Origin of the sequence: Stenotrophomonas sp. ASS1 (assembly GCF_004346925.1) — a bacterium.
Classification (GTDB): domain Bacteria; phylum Pseudomonadota; class Gammaproteobacteria; order Xanthomonadales; family Xanthomonadaceae; genus Stenotrophomonas; species Stenotrophomonas maltophilia_A.
In genome coordinates, this window is sequence record NZ_CP031167.1 from 3,191,909 (window position 1) to 3,209,238 (window position 17,330).

Consider the following 17,330-nt stretch of genomic DNA (forward strand, 5'->3'; position numbering starts at 1 on the left):
CCACCGCAGTCGAGCATGGCTCGACTCTACAAAGAGCGACGGCCGAGCACGGGCTCGGCTCCGCAGCAACCGCAGGTCAGCGCATCAACACCACTTCCTCGGCCGAGGTCGGGTGGATCGCCACGGTGTCATCGAACTGGGCCTTGGTCGCGCCCATCTTCACCGCCACCGCGAAACCCTGCAGGATCTCGTCGGCCGCTTCGCCCAGCAGGTGGATACCTACCACGCGTTCTTCCGGGCCGGCGCAGACCATCTTGAACAGGCTGCGCTGTGTACCGTTGGCCAGCGCCTGCAGCATCGGTCGGAAACGGCTGTGGTAAACGCTCACCTGGTCGAAACGCGCGCGCGCTTCTTCCTCGCTCATGCCCACCGCACCCAGCGGCGGGTGCGAGAACACCACGCTGGCCACGTTCTCGTAATCCATCTTCGACTGCGGGCGGCCACCGAACAGGCGATCCATCAACCGTCGCGAAGCAGCCACCGCCACCGGGGTCAGGCCGACCTTGCCGGCGATGTCACCCACCGCGTGCACGCTCGGCACGCTGGTGGTCTGCCATTCGTCCACCTGCACCTGCTGGTGTTCGCCAATGCCGATGCCGAGCGCTTCCAGGCCCAGATCACGACTGTTGCCGCGGCGGCCGGTGGCGAAGAACACCGCGTCGAACACGCTGTCGAGCGGGCCGTCATGGCCGAACGCACGTACGCGTTCGCCATCGCGCTGCAGTTCGCGCAGGCGATAGCCGAAATGGATGCGCACGCCCTGCTGCTTCAGGTTCTCGGCCAGCTGATCAGTCAGCTCGTAATCGAAGCGATCCAGCAGCCGCTGGCCACGCACCAGCAGGCTCACCTTGCTGCCCAGTGCCTGCAGCAGTCCGGCCAGCTCCACCGCGATGTAACCGCCACCGATGATCGCCACCTCGGCCGGTGCCGCACGCAGATCGAAGAAATCATCGGAGACCAGGCCCAGTTCCGCGCCGGGGATATCTGGACGCAGCGGGTGCGCGCCGGTGGCGATCAGGATGTGCTCGGCGCTGTAACGCACGCCATCACTGCAGGCCACGGTATGCGCATCGAGCAGATGGCCGCGCGCCGGAATGCGCACCACGCCGGTCTCATCCAGGCGTTTGTGGTAGCTGGTGTGGATGTTGCTGATGTAGGCCTGGCGATGGATCACCAGTTCCTTCCACGACAGCGCCGGGCGCGCCTGAACATCGAAGCCCATCGCACTGGCCAGGCCGATGCGCTCGTGCAGGTCGGCCGCCAGCCACATCGCCTTCTTCGGCACGCAGCCGACATTGACGCAGGTCCCGCCCAGCTCACCGGGCTCCAGCATTGCCACGCGCTTGCCATGCTGCGCGGCACGGATCGCACCGGCCAGGCCGGCGGAGCCGCCGCCAAGGACGATCAGGTCGTAATCATAGGGTGCAGTGCTCATCGGAATCGCTCGGGTCGGTAAGGGGCAGGATCGATCGCTGGCGTGCGGCCGCAGACGAGATCGGCGATCAGCTGGCCGGTGCCGGCGCTCATGCTGATGCCGAGCATGCCATGCCCCGCTGCAAGCCAGACGTGAGGATGCGCAGGCGCGCGGCCGATCAACGGCACGTCGTCCACGCTCATGGGGCGCCACCCGCACCACTGCTCCTGCAGCTGCGCACCGCGTGGCGCGCGCAGGTAGTGGTCGGCGGCCTGCTGCAGGGCCTGCAGGCGGGCCGTGCGCAGCTGCGGTTCGGCACCGGCGAATTCCATGGTGCCGCCCAGTCGCAACGCTTCGCGCCAGGCAATCACGAACACGGAATGGTCCTTCAGCACCACCGGGCGCTGCGGCGCCTGCGCCGGTCGCGACCAGGTCAGCGAATAGCCCTTGCCGGGCTGGATCGGCACGCGCAGATCCAGTTGCCGTGCCCAGCGCGGCGACCACGGTCCGGTGGCCAGCACCAGCTCGCGTGCGTGCAGCGTGCGTTCGCCGACGTGCACGCGCACACCCTGCGCGTCGGTGCTGAAATCCTGCATGTCCGCCTGCTCCTCGATCACCACGCCCTGTGCACGCAGCACGCGCGCCAGTTCGGCGGTGTAGCGGTCCGGACGCAGCTGCGCATCGCCGGGGAAGTGGATCGCGCCGGCAATGCGATCATGGAAAGCTGGATTGTCGCGCGCATAGTCGGCGCCGTCGATGCGCGCCGTGGCGATGCCCTGCGCGTTCAGTGCCTCACACTCAGCGGCGTGGTGATCGAAATTGCGGGCATCGCCAAACACGTAGTCCAGACCGCGGGTATCGAATTCGCAGTCCAGCGCATGCGTCTGCACCCAGTGGGCCAGGCGCAGCCGTGAATCATTCAACAGTGCGCCGCGTGCCCGCGTGGCGTGCAGCCAGTCACGTGCGTTGCAGCGCGCGCCGAACTGCAGCAGCCAGCGCCACAATGCAGGGTCCAGGCGCGTACGTACGTACAACGGTGCACGCGGATCGAGCATCCAGCGCAGCGCGCGCAGCGGTACACCAGGCGCTGGCAGCGGCGGCGCGTGGCTGGGGGTGATGGTGCCGCAGTTGCCATGCGAGGTCGCGCCGCCGACACGCCCACGGTCGATCACGCGTACCTGCCGGCCCTGTGCGCGCAGCGCGAGCGCGACGGCCAGTCCAATGGCACCGGCGCCGACCACGATCACATCCTCGCGCGCGCCCTGCATCGATCAGCCCTGCCCGGCCCCGCGCCGCATCGGCGGCCACTGCCGGTAGGTCATCGCACGCCACAGCCATTCCATCGGCCCGAAACGGAAGCGGCGCAACCACGCGTGCGAAATGCCCACCTGCACAGCGAACAGCAGTAGTGCGAACAGCAGCTGCACGCTGCGCGGCATCACCTCGAACCATCCCAGTCCGTAGTGATAGAAAAGCAGCGTGCAGACCAGCGACTGCGCCAGGTAATGGGTCAGCGCCATGCGCCCCACCGGCGCCAGCCAGGCCAATCGCATGCGCCAGTGCACGATCCACGCCAGGTAGCCCAGGCACATCGGCAGCCCGCCAACCGTGACCATGGCCATCGCCGCCGTCACCGGCAGGTTGTACGCACCGGGTGCCAGGTAGGGTTTCCAGGCAACCCCCAGCAGCGTGACCAGCAGGCCCAGCGGCAGTGCGATCCAGCGCAGCGACGCGTACAGGCGCGGGAAGCGCTCCGGCGTCGCCAGCGCGCCACTGCCGGCGAACCAGCTGCCGATCAGGAACATGCCCAGCACTTCCGGGCCGGTGATCAGCAGCGCCCCCATCGACGTACCGAACTCACTCAGGCGCTGCACATTGGCCTGCGCCCAGCTGCCCTGCCCGTACACCTGCCGTTGCAGCTCGATGCTCCGCTGCGCCTCAGCAAGCATGCCCTGCACATCTTCGGCCGAAGCCATCGACACCATCGCGCCGACCAGCAGCATCATCGCCACACCGCCGAGGTAGACCATCAACCCCATCCACGACAGCCAGCTGCGTGGCGCCTCGCGGCACGCCAGCAGCGGCAACGAGATCAGTGCATACATCACCAGAATGTCGCCGGACCAGACCAGCAGTGCATGGCACAGACCGATCAGCAGCAAGCCAGCGCTGCGGCGCAGGTAGAACGGGGTGAAGTCGCGCCCGGCGGCCTCAGCGCGCTGCGCCATCACCGCGAAGCCGGCACCGAACAGCAACGAGAACAGGGTGAAGAACTTGCCCTGCACGAACACGTAGACAAAGGCATCGGCCCAGTAGTCGATGCCCTGCCAATGCACGTCGATGCCGGTGAACGCCAGGTCCAGCGGCCCGCTGAAGGCCTCGATGTTCATCAGCAGGATGCCCAGCAGCGCAGCACCGCGCAGCACGTCAAGCACGGCGATGCGTTCGCCGGAAGCCACCGGCTGCAGGGAAGGAGAAGCGGCGTTCACAGGGCGTCCGTCGGGCAGGTCCGCCATTATGCCGCCGGCCTGCGCGCCATGGATGGCCGCGCCGTGTTCCACAAACGCAACGGCCCGCCGAAGCGGGCCGTTGCTGCCATCACGATCGCGCTGCGATCAGTGCTGGTGACCGCCGTCGCCGTGGACGTGGCCGTGGTCGATTTCTTCCTTGCCGGCTTCGCGCACATCGACGATTTCCACGTCGAAGTGCAGGTCCTTGCCGGCCATCGGATGGTTCAGGTCGACGTCGACGACGCTCATGCCGACCTTCTGCACGGTCACCGCACGCGGGCCGAAGTTGGTCTGCAGCACGACCTGCTGGCCGGGAGCCAGCTTGGTGTTGCCGAAGTGCTTCTTCGGCACGCGCTGGGACAGGCCCTCACGACGCTCGCCGTAGGCATCGGCAGCGTTGACGTCGACGCTGAAGGTCGCGCCGGCTTCCTTGTCCATCATGGCGTTTTCCAGGCCCGGGATGATGTTGCCGTGGCCGATCAGGATCGCCAGCGGCTCGCCGCGGTCCTTGGACGATTCGATCGGCTCCTGGCCGACTTCGGAAACGGTGTAGTGGAAGCGGACAACGCGGTCTTTTTCGATCTTCATGCGCAACTCTGTCTGGATCTGCCGGAGGCAGGCGGGTTGGGGCGGGTTGTCGCCCGGCGGGGACGCCGCCATCATGACGGCCAATCCTAAGGTGGCGCATTATCCGGAGATCATGCACATCACGCCAGTTTCGTCCGGCCTGCGCCGGCTCCTCGCCCCGGCCCTGCTGCTGGCCCTGCCCGTGCTGATGACCGCCTGCGGCGGCGGCAAGGCCACCCGACCCGCGCCGCCCCCGCCGACCGCGAACTGGCCGAAGACCGTGCCGGACAATCCCGAGGCGGCCAACTCGGTGCTGATGCGAGCCATCAGCCTGGTCGGCACCCCCTATCGCTATGGCGGCAATACCCCCGACTCCGGCTTCGACTGCAGCGGCCTGGTGGCCTACGTCTACCGCGAGATGCTGGACCTGAAACTGCCGCGCACCTCGCGCGACCTGGCGGCGGTACAGGGCCCGAAGATCGACCCGCAGCGCCTGGCCACCGGCGACCTGGTGTTCTTCGGCAGCCGCGGCAGCGTCACCCATGTCGGCATTTATGTGGGTGAAGGGCGCTTCGTGCACGCGCCGAGCACCGGTGGCACGGTCCGGCTGGACTCGCTCAGCGGTCCGTACTGGAAGGACCACTACACCGGGGCGAAACGCGTCCTTCGCTAAGATGAACAGGCGATATGATCAAAATTGTGACGCACATCACCATGCAACTAACGATTTACTAACGGAATTTTTAACTTATTGCCGCTTTTACAGGGCATGATGCCCCATCGTTTTTTTCCTGTGACCGACGCGTGACGACTGACGACCTGAAAAGCGAAGGCCAGACTTCCGTATCTTCACGTAGTGCCCGCCCGCTGTTGCTTGGCCTGGCACTGTGTCTGACCAGCCTTCCGGCCTGGTCGCAGACTGCTCCGAACCGTTCCGATGTGACCCCGGCCCCGGTGGTCGAGAGCACCGCCCGACCGGCCGCCAAGGCCGAGGCTGCCGCTCCGCAGCGCAGCCGCGTCGATGCCGCCGCCAGCGCCACGCTGGCCGCCCTGCTGCCGCACCTGGCCGCCAATGACACCATTCCGCTGATGGACCGCTCGGCCGTGGTAGCCGGTGATCTCAGCCGCCTGCTCGCCAACTACGACACCAGCAGCGCCGCCAATGGCAGCGTTGTCGGCACCGCCGCCGACAACGGCAAGGTGCAATCGCTGCTGCGCCGCGCGATGACCCTGCTGGGCACCCCGTACCGTTGGGGTGGCAGCAACCCGGACAGCGGTTTCGACTGCAGCGGCCTGGTCGGTTACGTGTTCCGCTCGGCCCTGGGCATCGAGCTGCCGCGCGTGTCGCGCGAGATGGCACACGACGACAACGCCGAACTGATCAATGATCGCACCGCACTGGCTGCCGGTGACCTGGTGTTCTTCGGCCGCAAGGGCCGCGTCGACCACGTCGGCATCTATGTTGGCGATGGCCGCTTCCTGCACGCACCGAGCTCCGGCAAGGACGTCCGCGTGGACACCCTGCTCAGCGGCTACTGGGGCAACAAGTTCATGCAGGCCCGCCGGGTCGATCTCTGATCTGACCGGTTGGCGCTACCGCGCCGCCTGACACGAGAAAGCCGCTGCCCTGCAGCGGCTTTTTTGTTGGGCCCGTAATGGTGGGTAGCTGCCGACCTTGGTCGGTACCGCCTTCATCCACGCATGGCGTGGACCTACTGACCTCTGGTGGGTGCCGACCGTTGGTCGGCACTGCGGCCATCCACGCATGGCGTGGATCTACCGGGGACCTACCCTGATCGGCACCGCGCCAGTCAGCTCCAAAACAAAAAGCCCGCCGTTCAGGGCGGGCCTTTCATCTCCACGCAACCTCAGCCGCGTGGCGGTGTCGGGTCCGGATCGTCCACGCCCACGTTGCTGGACGGGTTGTCATACACCGCCTGGTCAAGCAGGCCGGTTTCCTTGGCCACGATCACCGGCACAAGCATCTGGCCCGTCACATTCGTCATCGTGCGCATCATGTCCAGGATGCGGTCAATGGCATACAGGTAGCCGATGGTCTCCAGCGGCAGGTTGGCTGCGCTCAGCACCACCGTAGCCATGATCACAGCAGTACCCGGCACGCCGGCGGTACCGAAGCTGCCCAGCACCGAGGCAATCAGCACCACCACGTACTGCTCCGGGGTCAGCGGCACACCGCTGTACTGCGCGATGAACACCGCGCACAGCGCCGGGTAGATCGCGCCGCAGCCATCCATCTTGATGCTGGCACCCAGCGGCACCGCGAACGAACCGTAGTCCTTGTTCACGCCCAGGTTGTGGGTGATCGAGCGCAGCGCCACCGGCATCGCTGCGAAGCTGGACGAACTGACGAAGGCGACCTGCATGCCCGGCGCCGCGCCACGGAAGAACTTCAACGGGTTCAGGCCGTGCGCCAGCAGCAGTGCGCTGTAGACCACCACGATGTGCAGTGCGCAGGCCACGTACAGCGCCAGCACGAAGTGGCCCAGCGGCAGCAGCTTCTCGAAACCGTAGCTGCCGACCAGGCCGGCAATCAGGCCGAAGGTGCCGATCGGGGTGACTTCCAGCACGAAGCGGGTCACCTGGATCATGATGTCGCTCATCTGGCCGACCAGCTTGCGCGCCTCGGTCACCTTCTCGCCCAGCTTGACGATGGCAAAGCCCACCAGGCCAGCGAAGAAGATAACTGGCAGGATCGAGCCGCGACCGGCAGCCAGCACGGTTTCACCGGCCGCATTGACCTTGGTGCCGATGCCGGACAGCGCGTAGAAGACATTGGCCGGCACCACGTCCAGCAGCACCTGCACCACGCTGGGCACTTCGCGCGGCACGTAGTTGCTGGCCATCGACAGCTGCAGGCCACCGGCGCCGGGCTGCAGCACGGTACCCACGCCCAGGCCGACGCACACCGCCAACGCGGCGGTGATCACGAACCACAGGAAGGTGCGGCCACTGAGCGCGGCGACCGACTTCTGGCCGTGCAGCGACGAGATTGCGTTGATGACCGCGAAGAACACCAGCGGCACGGCGATCATCTTGATCAGGGTGACGTACAGCTCGCCGAGCGGGCCGAACCACGTTTCCGCGGCCGGGCCGAGCGCCCAGCCGGCCAGCGCGCCGAGCACGAAGCCACCGACCACGCGCTGCCAGAATGGAATCCGCAGCCAGGCAGAGACCAGCTTCATAGGCAATCCAGAGGGGAAGGAAGGGATGCTGGCACGATAGCCCAAGGTGGCCCGCAGAACGACCGCCCGGCCGGCAAATCAGTGTGTCATCGGCGTGCCTTGCGAGGGCGGGCATAATGAACGTCCCGTTACAGTTTGTGAGATCCCAGCGTCCATGCGCCGTTCCGTCTCCCTGTTGGCCGCCTGCGCCACCACCCTGCTGCTGGGCGCCTGCGCCAGCACCACCCCCGCGTCCGCCCCGGCCGGCCTGAAGGTCGCCGTCGACCCCGTTGCCCATCCGGCCGGCGAGACCCCGCAGTGGTGGTACCGCAGCGGCGCCGCCCAGGCCGCCGCCAACGGCGCGATGTCCGGCAAGGCCAAGAACGTCATCCTGTTCCTCGGCGACGGCATGAGCCTGACCACGGTGGCCGCCTCGCGCATCTACGAAGGCCAGCAGAAGGGCGGCTCGGGTGAAGAGAACCTGCTGTCCTGGGAGCGCTTCCCGGCCACGGCCTTCAGCAAGACCTACAACACCGATTCGCAGACCCCGGATTCGGCCGGCACCATGACCGCCATCACCACCGGCGTGAAGACCCACATGGGCGCGATCGGCGTCAGCGCCGGCAGCCGCACCGACTGCGCCGACAGCCTGTCCAAGGGCCTGCTGACCTGGCTGCAGCTGGCCGACAGCGCCGGCCTGGCCACCGGTGTGGTGTCCACCGCACGCCTGACCCATGCCACTCCGGCCGCCACCTACGCGCACTCGCCCGAGCGCAACTGGGAAAACGACACCGACCTGACCGAAGCCGCGAAGGCCGCCGGCTGCAAGGACATCGCCCAGCAGCTGTTGTCCACCTCGCGCTATGGCCGTGGCCCGCTGGTCGCCCTCGGCGGCGGTCGCGGTGAATTCACCACCGTGGAAGAACGCGATCCGGAATACGACGACAAGGTCGGCCAGCGCCTGGACGGCCGCAGCCTGGTGCAGGAATGGCAGCAGACGCATCCGCAGGGTGCCTACGTGTGGAACAGCAAGCAGCTGGCCGCCGCCGCGAATGCGCCGGCCATCCTCGGCCTGTTCGAGCCGGACCACATGCGCTACGAGTACGAGCGCCCGCAGGATCCGGGCGGTGAGCCGAGCCTGGCCGAACTGACGGCGGCAGCCATCAAGAACCTGGCCAAGCACCAGGAAGGCTACGTGCTGATGATCGAAGGCGCGCGCATCGACCACGCCAACCACAGCGGCAACGCCTACCGGGCGCTGACCGAGACCGTGGCCCTGTCCGACGCGGTGCGCGTGGCCAACGAACTGACGTCGGCCGATGACACCCTGATCATTGTCACCGCCGACCACTCGCACACCCTGAACTTCGTCGGCTACCCGGCGCGCGGCAACCCGATCCTGGGCAAGGTGAAGGACAAGGGCGGCGAAGATGGCGCCGGCAAGCTCGACTACGCGTTGGACGGCACCGGCCAGCCGTACACCACCCTGAGCTACGCCAATGGCCCGGGCCATACCGGCAGCAGCAACCAGCAGCCGGCCGGTCCGAAGCGTTACCCGCACAACCCGAGCAGCTTCGAACCGGCCAACGGCCGCCCGAACCTGCGCGAGGTCGACACCGAGCATCCGGACTACATGCAGGAAGCACTGGTGCCGATGAAGTCCGAGTCGCACGGCGGCGAAGACGTCGGTATCTGGGCACGCGGCCCGGGCAGCAAGGCGATCCGCGGCACGCTGGAACAGAACGCGATCTACCACATGATCGTGCAGGCCACCCCGGCCCTGCGCGAGCGCCTGTGCCAGGCCGGCACCTGCGACGACAAGGGCGTGCCGGTACAGCTGCCGGCGCCGACCGCATTCGAGCGCAAGGCCGAGGCCAAGTGATCGTGAGGCAGGCCCACCCTGCCCCTGCCAGCGGCCGCTTCGCGCGGTCGCTGGTCCTGCTTGGCGTGCTGGTCAGTGCCAATGCAGCGGCACAGGCACCGGCGTGCAAGCTGCTGACCGACGAACACGGGTTGTGGCCGCTGCCCAACTGCGAGGTGGTCGATCACCGGCCGAAGATCAGTGCCGACACGTTGAAGGACCTGAACTACGACGACCATGGCCTGGCCGTGGTGTACGCCGATCAGGGTTTCCACTACGTCAACCGCAAGGGCCGCAGCCTGCCGGTGCTGACCTGGGACAACGGCCCGGAAACGCCGCAGGAAGGCCTGCTGCGCGCCCGCGTAGGCAACCGCGTGGCCTACTTCGATCTGAAGTTCCGCCAGGTGGTGCCCGGCACGTTCGATTTCGGCTGGCCGTTCCAGGATGGCGTGGCCGAGGTCTGCAATGGTTGCCGTCGTGGTACGCCGGATGCGGATGGCCACACGCCGATGGAAGGCGGAGAGCGGTTCCGGATCGACCGTTCGGGCCGTCGGGTGAAGTAGGGTTTTCGGCAGGGCTGCGCCCTGCACCTGCAGACGCAACGGCAACGGCCGAAGCAACAGCGTGCATTCCGTGGGATGGCGGGGCACTGTGGGTTTGCGGGGACGGCGCAAGTACGTCCATGTAGCCTTGATCGCCGCATCCATGCGGCTCACACCCCGCAAACCCACAGTGCCCCGCCTCTGACAGATCTCCGCGGCTGTTGGTAGGTGTCGACCTTGGTCGACACATCTGTCAGATATCGAATGAGTCATCCACGCATGGCGTGGATCTACTGTGTCGACCAAGGTCGACACCTACCAAAGCGGTGCACGACGCCGTTCTGGCAGATCGCGGCATTCTGTCGAAGCCGGGGTGGGTCCGGTTGCGGGGGCGTGAGCCGCATGGGCCCGAGGCATGCCTCGGGCGGGTTGGGCAGGACGCCCAACCCCGGTCTTGCCGTGTGCGCAGGACTGCGCACACGAGCAAGCGGCGACCGAGCTTACATGGGTGAGGGCGCTTTGCTTGCGAAGCACGGCTTCGCAAGCGCCCGAACGCACAGCCGCCAGCGGCTGGGCCGGGCCCCGGAGGGGGACTTGCAGCGCCCCCCGCAACCGGCCCCACCCCGCCAACCCTCAGGAAACCCGCTTCTGCTGTTGCTTCGGCCGTTGCCGTTGCTTGCGCGTCTGCGGGTGCAGGGCGCAGCCCTGCCGACCAACCCTATACTTGCCGCCGTGACTGAATTTCCTGCCCTCGTTCCGCTGGATGCGCCGCTGCTGGTGGGCTACAGCGGTGGTGTCGACTCCACCGTGCTGCTGCATTGGCTGTGGTGCTGCGCGCAAGCTTCCGGCACGGCGCTGCGTGCGGTGCACGTGCACCACGGGCTGCAGCCCGATGCAGATGACTGGGTGCTGCACTGCCAGCAGCAATGCGACGCCTGGGGCATCGAACTGGCCGTGCACCGCGTGCAGGTCGAGAACGGCACAGGCCTGGGCACCGAGGGTGCCGCGCGACTGGCACGACGCGCCGCGTTCGCGGCCGAACTGCGCGACGGCGAAACCCTGGCGCTGGCACAGCACCAGGACGACCAGGCCGAGACCTTCCTGTTGCGCGCCCTGCGCGCTTCCGGCGTCGATGGCCTGGCGGCGATGTCCACGCACAGCCGCCTTGGCGAAAAGCCTCTATGGCGACCGCTGCTGGCGGTGCCACGCAGTGCACTCCTCGACTACGCCCGCCAGCATGCACTGCACTGGATCGAAGACCCCAGCAACGCCGACGACCACGCCGATCGCAACTTCCTGCGCCTGCAGGTGCTGCCGCTGTTGCGCCAGCGCTGGCCGCATGCCGCTGCGGCGATGGCGGGCAGCGCAACGCACTGCGGGCAGACCCGCGAACTGCTTGACGAGGAAGACGCCGAGCTGATCGCACACCTGGAAGTCGCTCCACGCGTGCTGTCGCTGCAGCTGCTTCGCCAGGTCTCAACGGGCCGTGCCGCACGCGTGCTGCGTGCCTGGGTGGCCGGCCACGACGCGGCACCGCTGCCGGCCACCGTGCTGCAGCAGGCGCTGGACGAGCTGCTGCCGGCCGACAACGATCGCCAGGCGCGGGTGCGCTGGCACGATCACGCGATCCAACAGTGGCGCGACCACGCCTACCTGCTGCCGGCCCGGCTGCCTGCGCTTCCCCTCGAGTGGCAGGCCGAATGGGATGGACGCGCACCGCTGGCACTGCCCGATGGCGGACAGCTGCGCCTGCAGGGCACCCCGGCCTTCGATCGCCCCCTGCAGGTCCGTGCACGCGTGGGCGGTGAGCGCATTCTGCTGCCCGGTCGCCAGCATTCGCACGCGTTGAAGGACTGCCTGCAACGCGAACACCTCGCCCCCTGGCGACGCGCGCAGCTGCCGCTGATCTTTGATGGCCCGCAGTTGCTGGCCGCCGCCGACGTGGTCATCGCCGCACCGCTGCAGGCCTGGTTGCAGGCGCATGGCGCGCAGTTGCAGTGGCGCCCGGGCGGCTGGTGAATTGACCCCCGCGCGCGGCCCGTCCACACTTGCCGCATGGCCAAGAAGTCCCCCGAAAACGCCTCCCCGGTCGCCCAGTTCGAGCAGTCGCTCGAATCGCTGGAGCAGCTGGTGGAGCAGATGGAAACCGGCGAGCTGAGCCTGGAAGCTTCGCTCAGTGCTTACGAACGTGGCGTCGGTCTGTATCGCCAGTGCCAGCAGGCGCTGGAGCAGGCCGAGCTGCGCGTGCGCCTGCTCAGCGATCCGGCGCAGCCGGAAGCATCCGAGCCTTTCGATCCGCCCAGCTATGACGGCTGAGGCCCTGTTCGCGCGCTGGCGCGACCGTATTGAAAGCCAGCTCGACGCCGCACTGCCCTCGCCTGCCGAGGCACCGCAGGGCCTGCACCAGGCCATGCGCTATTCGGTGCTGGGCGGTGGCAAACGCATGCGCCCGCTGCTGGTCTACGCCAGTGGCCACCTGTTCGGTGCGCAGCCGGAAAGCCTGGATGCGGCCGCCATGTCCGTCGAACTCATCCACGCCTACTCGCTGGTGCATGACGACCTGCCGGCAATGGATGACGACGCGCTGCGTCGCGGCAAGCCGACCACCCACATCGCCTTCGACGAAGCCACCGCGATTCTGGCAGGCGACGCGCTGCAGACGCGTGCCTTCGGCCTGCTGGCCGATGCACCGCTGCCGGCCACGCTGCGCGTGGCCTGCCTGCAGACCCTGGCCCACGCGTCCGGCGCCGCTGGCATGTGCGGCGGCCAGGCGCTGGATATCGATGCCACCGGCCAGCAGCAGACGCTGGCGGCATTGACCCGCATGCATGCCCTGAAGACCGGCGCGCTGATCCGTGCGGCGGTGCGCATGGGCGCGCTGTGCGGCCAGGCCCACGAACCGCAGCTGGCCCAGCTCGACAGCTTCGCCGATGCACTCGGCCTGGCGTTCCAGGTGCGTGACGACATCCTCGATGTCGAGGCCAGTTCCGAACAGCTGGGCAAGACTGCCGGCAAGGACCAGGCACAGGACAAGAGCACCTTCCCCGCCCTGCTTGGCATGGACGGGGCCAAGGCTCAGCTGCACGAACTGGCCGCACGCATGCAGTCGATCCTGGCCGGGTATGGCGAAGAGGCCGATGCGTTGCGCGCGCTGGCGACGCTGGCGGTCGAACGCGATCATTGAGTGCTGCGCGCTCGCCGGGTACCGCCCGTCACTCTCCGCACATGAAAACGCCCGGCAATGCCGGGCGTTTCCAGTTCCGCATGTGGCCGATCTTACTTGACCAGGCGCAGCGCGAACGGGTAGCGGTAGGCTTCGCCGTTGTTCGCCTTGACCGCGGCGATGATGCAGAACACCAGGTTCAGGATGCCGACGATCGGGGCCAGGATGCCACCGATGATCACGATGGTCAGCACGATGCAGATCAGCATCGCGATGGTGATGGTGATCTGGAAGTTCAGCGCTTCCTTGGCCTGGTCGGTCACGAAGGCCTTGCTGGCGTCATCCTTGTTGATCAGCCAGATGATCAGCGGGCCGATGAACCAGGTGAAAATGCCCAGCAGGTGCGCAGCCAGCGCCATGGTGCGCTGGTCGGCCGGGGCCTCGGTGGTGGCCGGCGGCGGCGGGACGTTATCGAATTCGCTCACGACAAAACTCCTTTTCATTGGGTGGTCTTGACCCACCAGCACCAAGCTGGTTGCGTCAGGCGGGCATAGCTTACGCCATCAATACCATCAATCATTACCGGCGATGGTCATCCGCCCCAGCAGGATCGAACCGGTCCGGACGTGCGAGCGCGGGTCGACGTCGCTGCCGACCGCTTCGATGCTGCTGAACATCTCGCGCAGGTTGCCGGCGATGGTGACGCCATCCACCGGGTACTGGATCTCACCATTCTCGACGCGGAAGCCGCCGGCACCGCGCGAGTAGTCGCCGGTCACCCCGTTCACGCCCTGCCCCATCAGTTCGGTCACCAGCAGGCCATCGCCCATCTGCCGGGCGATGTCCTGCAGGGAACCCGCGTTGGCGGCCAGCTGCAGGTTGTGCACGCCACCGGCATTGGCGGTGGTCTGCAGGCCCAGCTTGCGTGCCGAGTAGCTGCCCAGCACATAGCGCTGCAGCACGCCGTCACGGACCAGGGCCGAAGCACGCGTGGCCACGCCGTCACCGTCGAAGGCGGCCGAGCGCAGGCCACGGCGCAGGTGGGGCAGTTCCTCGATCTGCATCCAGTCCGGGAACAGCTGCTGGCCAACGCTGTCCAGCAGGAAGCTGGCCTGGCGGTACAGCGCACCGCCGGACACCGCCGACAGCAGGTGGCCGACCAGGCTGCGCGCCACTTCCGGGGCGAACAGCACCGGCATGCTGCCGGTGGCCATCGAACGAGGCTGCAGGCGGGCGACGGTGCGCTCGGCAGCACGACGACCGACCAGGCCCACGTCTTCCAGATCCTCGCGGGCCAGCGCGCTGGTGTACCAGCCATCGCGCTGCATGCCATCGCCCTGGCCGGCGATCAGCGCACAGCCCACCGAATGATGGGTGCCACGCTCACGGCCGAAAAAGCCATGCGAATTGGCGTACACCGACAGGCTCTGCATGCTCGAAACCGAGGCGCCGTCGGAATTACGGATCTGCGCATCGGCCTGACGGCCTGCGTTCTCGCAGGCCAGGGCTAGGTCCACCGCCTCGTCGGCCTGCAGCGCCCAGGGGTGCCAGGCATCCAGATCCGGGAAATCGGTGGCCATCAGTGCGGCCTCGGCCAGGCCGGCAGCCGGGTCATCTTCGGTGTGCCGGGCGATTGCACAGGCCTGCTCGACCGTGGCGGCAAGGCTGGCCTCGTTCAGGTCGCCGGTGCTGGCGCTGCCCTTGCGTTGGCCGAAATAGACGGTGACGGCGATACCGCGGTCACGGGTGGACTGCACGGTCTCCACCTCGCCAAGGCGGACATTGACCTCAAGGCCACGATCCTCGCTGCAGCTGACCTCGGCCTGGCTGGCGCCCAGCGCACGGGCGCGGTCGAGCAGCTGCTGGGAGAGGTCGGCCAGCCGTTCCAGCCGGGCCAGGCTGTCGTCGCCGACAGCGACTTCAGGGGCGATCACGTTCAATGCTTTATCCTGTACGGGTTGGGCCCGGCATCACGCCGGGCGACTTTTTTTGAGATCAGGTAGGAACGATGCGCGGACGCGACGAAGAAACCGGTGAATTCCACGACAAGAGCCGCAGCCAGAACCGGCGCGACGCGCTCGACGTCCTGGCCCTGGGCGAGAAGCTGGTGTCGTTGACCCCGGCCCAGCTGGCACGCCTGCCGATCCCGGAAGACCTGCTGCCGCATATCGCCGAGTGCAAGCGCATCACCGCCCACATCGCCCACAAGCGCCAGCTGGCGTTCCTGGCCAAGCACATGCGCCGCGAAGAAGACGCCACGCTGGATGCGATCCGCGATGCGCTGGACGCCAACAGCGAAACCGGCCGCCGCGAAGTGGCGATGATGCACCGCGCGGAAGACTGGCGCGAGCGCCTGCTGGCCGAGGGTGACAAGGCGCTGGCTGCACTGCTGGACGACTACCCGCAGGCCGACCGCCAGCAGCTGCGCACGCTGGTGCGCAATGCCCAGGCCGAAAAGGCCAGGAACAAGCCGCCACGCGCCTACCGCGAAATCTTCCAGGTGCTGCGCGCCCTGATGCTGCCGGCCGCACTGGGCCTGAAGGCCAGCGCCGAAGACGCCGACCCCGTCGACAGCGACGAAGCCGACGAGGACTGAGTCCGCGCCGGCCTGGGCGGTGGCGCTGGCCATCGCCCGGCTCAGGCCTGGGTACCGCCGACCGTGATGCCCTCGATCAGCAGCGAGGGCTGGCCGACACCCACGGGCACGCTCTGCCCGTCCTTGCCACAGATGCCCACGCCCTCGTCCAGGGCCAGATCGTTGCCGACCATGCGCACCTTCTGCATGGTTTCCGGACCGTTGCCGATCAGCGTCGCACCCTTCACCGGCGTGGTGATGCGGCCATCCTCGATCAGGTAGGCCTCAGTGGCCGAGAACACGTACTTGCCGCTGGTGATGTCGACCTGGCCACCGCCGAAGTTGACTGCGTACAGGCCCTTCTTCACCGAACGGATCATTTCCTGTGGGTCGTGCTGGCCGGCGCGCATGTAGGTGTTGGTCATGCGCGGCATGGTCAGGTGCGCGAACGATTCGCGGCGGCCGTTGCCGGTCGGCGCCATGCCCATCAGCCGTGCGTTGAGGCTGTCCTGCATGTATCCCACCAGAATGCCGTCCTCGATCAAGGTGGTGCACTGGCTCGGGTGGCCCTCATCGTCGATGTTCAACGAACCACGGCGTCCGTCCAGCGTGCCGTCATCGACGATGGTCACGCCCGGGGCGGCAACGCGCTCGCCGATGCGGCCCGCGTAGACGCTGGTGCCCTTGCGGTTGAAGTCGCCTTCCAGGCCATGGCCGACCGCTTCATGCAGCAGCACGCCGGGCCAGCCCGGACCAAGCACCACCGGCATCACCCCGGCCGGTGCCGGAACGGCGTCCAGGTTCACCAGCGCCTGGCGCAGCGCCTCGCGGGCAAAGGCCTCGGGGCGGCCGTCGGCGAACAGCTCCTCATACCCGTAGCGGCCACCACCGCCGGCATAGCCGGACTCGCGGCGGCCGTTGTGCTCGACGATCACCTGCACGTTCAGGCGCACCAGCGGGCGCACGTCAGCGCCCAGCACACCGTCGCTGCGGGCGATAAGTACCGTATCGACGCCGCCGGACAGGCTCACCATCACCTGCTTCACGCGCGGGTCGGCGGCGCGCAGGTAGCCATCCAGGCGCTTGAGCACCTCGACCTTGGCCTCGTTGCCGATGCCATCGATCGGGTCCAGCGCCGGGTACAGCGCGCGCGCGTTGCCGCGCAGCAGCGACCGCCCGGACTGGGCGCCACCTTCACGCGAGATCGCACGCGCCGACTGCGCCGCCGTCAGCAGCGCATCGGCATGGATGTCGTCGGAGTAGGCGAAGCCGGTCTTCTCGCCGGAAATCGCCCGCACGCCCACGCCCTGCTCGATGGAATGGGCGCCGTCCTTGACGATGCCGTCTTCCACGCTCCAGCTCTCGCGGCGGGCATGCTGGAAATAAAGGTCGCCGAAGTCCACACCGGGGCCGAGCAGCTGGCCGAAGGTGCGCTCCAGGCCAGCGGTATCCAGGCCGCCGGGGCGCAGCAGGCGGTCTTGGGCAAGCGTCAGGGCGATATCAGTCATGGTTCTCG

16 protein-coding genes are annotated in these 17,330 nt (G+C 67.6%); 8 read left to right on the forward strand and 8 right to left on the reverse strand.

What is annotated here, in order from left to right; translation table 11 throughout:
- Nucleotides 1-76: 76 nt before the first annotated feature.
- The 4 genes from gorA to MG068_RS14960 form a co-directional block, all read right to left on the reverse strand.
- Nucleotides 77-1,435 (reverse strand): glutathione-disulfide reductase, encoded by a 1,359-nt coding sequence (gorA, locus tag MG068_RS14945; RefSeq protein WP_125893984.1) that lies wholly within the window; start codon nt 1,433-1,435, stop codon nt 77-79.
- Complete coding sequence (locus tag MG068_RS14950) at nt 1,432-2,682, reverse strand: NAD(P)/FAD-dependent oxidoreductase (protein ID WP_132810564.1); 1,251 nt, start codon at nt 2,680-2,682, stop codon at nt 1,432-1,434. Before MG068_RS14950 ends, gorA begins: the two co-directional genes overlap by 4 nt.
- Before the next feature lie 3 nt (nt 2,683-2,685).
- Entirely contained in the window at nt 2,686-3,930 is a 1,245-nt protein-coding gene (locus MG068_RS14955; protein ID WP_132810565.1) for a DUF418 domain-containing protein, read from the reverse strand.
- A gap of 99 nt (nt 3,931-4,029) precedes the next feature.
- Nucleotides 4,030-4,512 carry an FKBP-type peptidyl-prolyl cis-trans isomerase gene (locus MG068_RS14960; RefSeq protein WP_049398704.1) on the reverse strand — a complete coding sequence of 161 codons (483 nt, stop codon included), beginning with the start codon at nt 4,510-4,512 and terminating at the stop codon, nt 4,030-4,032.
- A gap of 73 nt (nt 4,513-4,585) precedes the next feature.
- Here MG068_RS14960 and MG068_RS14965 point away from each other — a divergent pair, with 73 nt between their 5' ends.
- Complete coding sequence (locus MG068_RS14965) at nt 4,586-5,164, forward strand: C40 family peptidase (protein ID WP_065428014.1); 579 nt, start codon at nt 4,586-4,588, stop codon at nt 5,162-5,164.
- A 131-nt stretch (nt 5,165-5,295) separates the two neighbouring features.
- The gene (locus tag MG068_RS14970) at nt 5,296-6,069 is read left to right on the forward strand and encodes a C40 family peptidase (protein ID WP_132810566.1); all 774 of its coding nucleotides are present in this window, start codon (nt 5,296-5,298) and stop codon (nt 6,067-6,069) included.
- 290 nt (nt 6,070-6,359) lie between these two features.
- Here MG068_RS14970 and MG068_RS14975 read toward each other — a convergent pair whose 3' ends face one another.
- Entirely contained in the window at nt 6,360-7,694 is a 1,335-nt protein-coding gene (locus MG068_RS14975) for a dicarboxylate/amino acid:cation symporter (protein WP_046988032.1), read from the reverse strand.
- 154 nt (nt 7,695-7,848) lie between these two features.
- On the opposite strand from MG068_RS14975, the gene MG068_RS14980 reads away from it, so the two are divergent.
- From MG068_RS14980 to MG068_RS15000, 5 genes are all read left to right on the forward strand, one after another.
- The gene (locus MG068_RS14980) at nt 7,849-9,555 is read left to right on the forward strand and encodes an alkaline phosphatase (RefSeq protein WP_107431288.1); all 1,707 of its coding nucleotides are present in this window, start codon (nt 7,849-7,851) and stop codon (nt 9,553-9,555) included.
- Entirely contained in the window at nt 9,552-10,097 is a 546-nt protein-coding gene (locus tag MG068_RS14985) for a WG repeat-containing protein (RefSeq protein ID WP_032128996.1), read from the forward strand. The genes MG068_RS14980 and MG068_RS14985 overlap by 4 nt, the downstream gene beginning before the upstream one ends.
- Before the next feature lie 711 nt (nt 10,098-10,808).
- Nucleotides 10,809-12,095, forward strand: a complete 1,287-nt coding sequence (gene tilS, locus MG068_RS14990) for a tRNA lysidine(34) synthetase TilS (protein WP_206138659.1) — start codon at nt 10,809-10,811, stop codon at nt 12,093-12,095.
- Between the two features lie 36 nt (nt 12,096-12,131).
- Nucleotides 12,132-12,392, forward strand: a complete 261-nt coding sequence (locus MG068_RS14995; protein ID WP_132810567.1) for an exodeoxyribonuclease VII small subunit — start codon at nt 12,132-12,134, stop codon at nt 12,390-12,392.
- Complete coding sequence (locus MG068_RS15000; protein WP_132810568.1) at nt 12,382-13,260, forward strand: polyprenyl synthetase family protein; 879 nt, start codon at nt 12,382-12,384, stop codon at nt 13,258-13,260. The genes MG068_RS14995 and MG068_RS15000 overlap by 11 nt, the downstream gene beginning before the upstream one ends.
- Before the next feature lie 92 nt (nt 13,261-13,352).
- On the opposite strand, the gene MG068_RS15005 is transcribed toward MG068_RS15000, so the two are convergent.
- Nucleotides 13,353-13,724, reverse strand: a complete 372-nt coding sequence (locus MG068_RS15005) for a DUF4870 domain-containing protein (RefSeq protein ID WP_014038018.1) — start codon at nt 13,722-13,724, stop codon at nt 13,353-13,355.
- 87 nt (nt 13,725-13,811) lie between these two features.
- Nucleotides 13,812-15,179 (reverse strand): metalloprotease PmbA, encoded by a 1,368-nt coding sequence (pmbA, locus tag MG068_RS15010; protein WP_132810569.1) that lies wholly within the window; start codon nt 15,177-15,179, stop codon nt 13,812-13,814.
- 68 nt (nt 15,180-15,247) lie between these two features.
- Between pmbA and yjgA the strand changes: the two genes are divergently transcribed.
- On the forward strand, nt 15,248-15,835 hold the full coding sequence (gene yjgA / locus MG068_RS15015; RefSeq protein ID WP_049398682.1) for a ribosome biogenesis factor YjgA: 588 nt from the start codon (nt 15,248-15,250) through the stop codon (nt 15,833-15,835).
- Between the two features lie 41 nt (nt 15,836-15,876).
- Here yjgA and tldD read toward each other — a convergent pair whose 3' ends face one another.
- Nucleotides 15,877-17,322, reverse strand: coding sequence for a metalloprotease TldD (gene tldD / locus MG068_RS15020; RefSeq protein WP_049398683.1), 1,446 nt, complete (start codon nt 17,320-17,322; stop codon nt 15,877-15,879).
- Nucleotides 17,323-17,330: the final 8 nt, after the last annotated feature.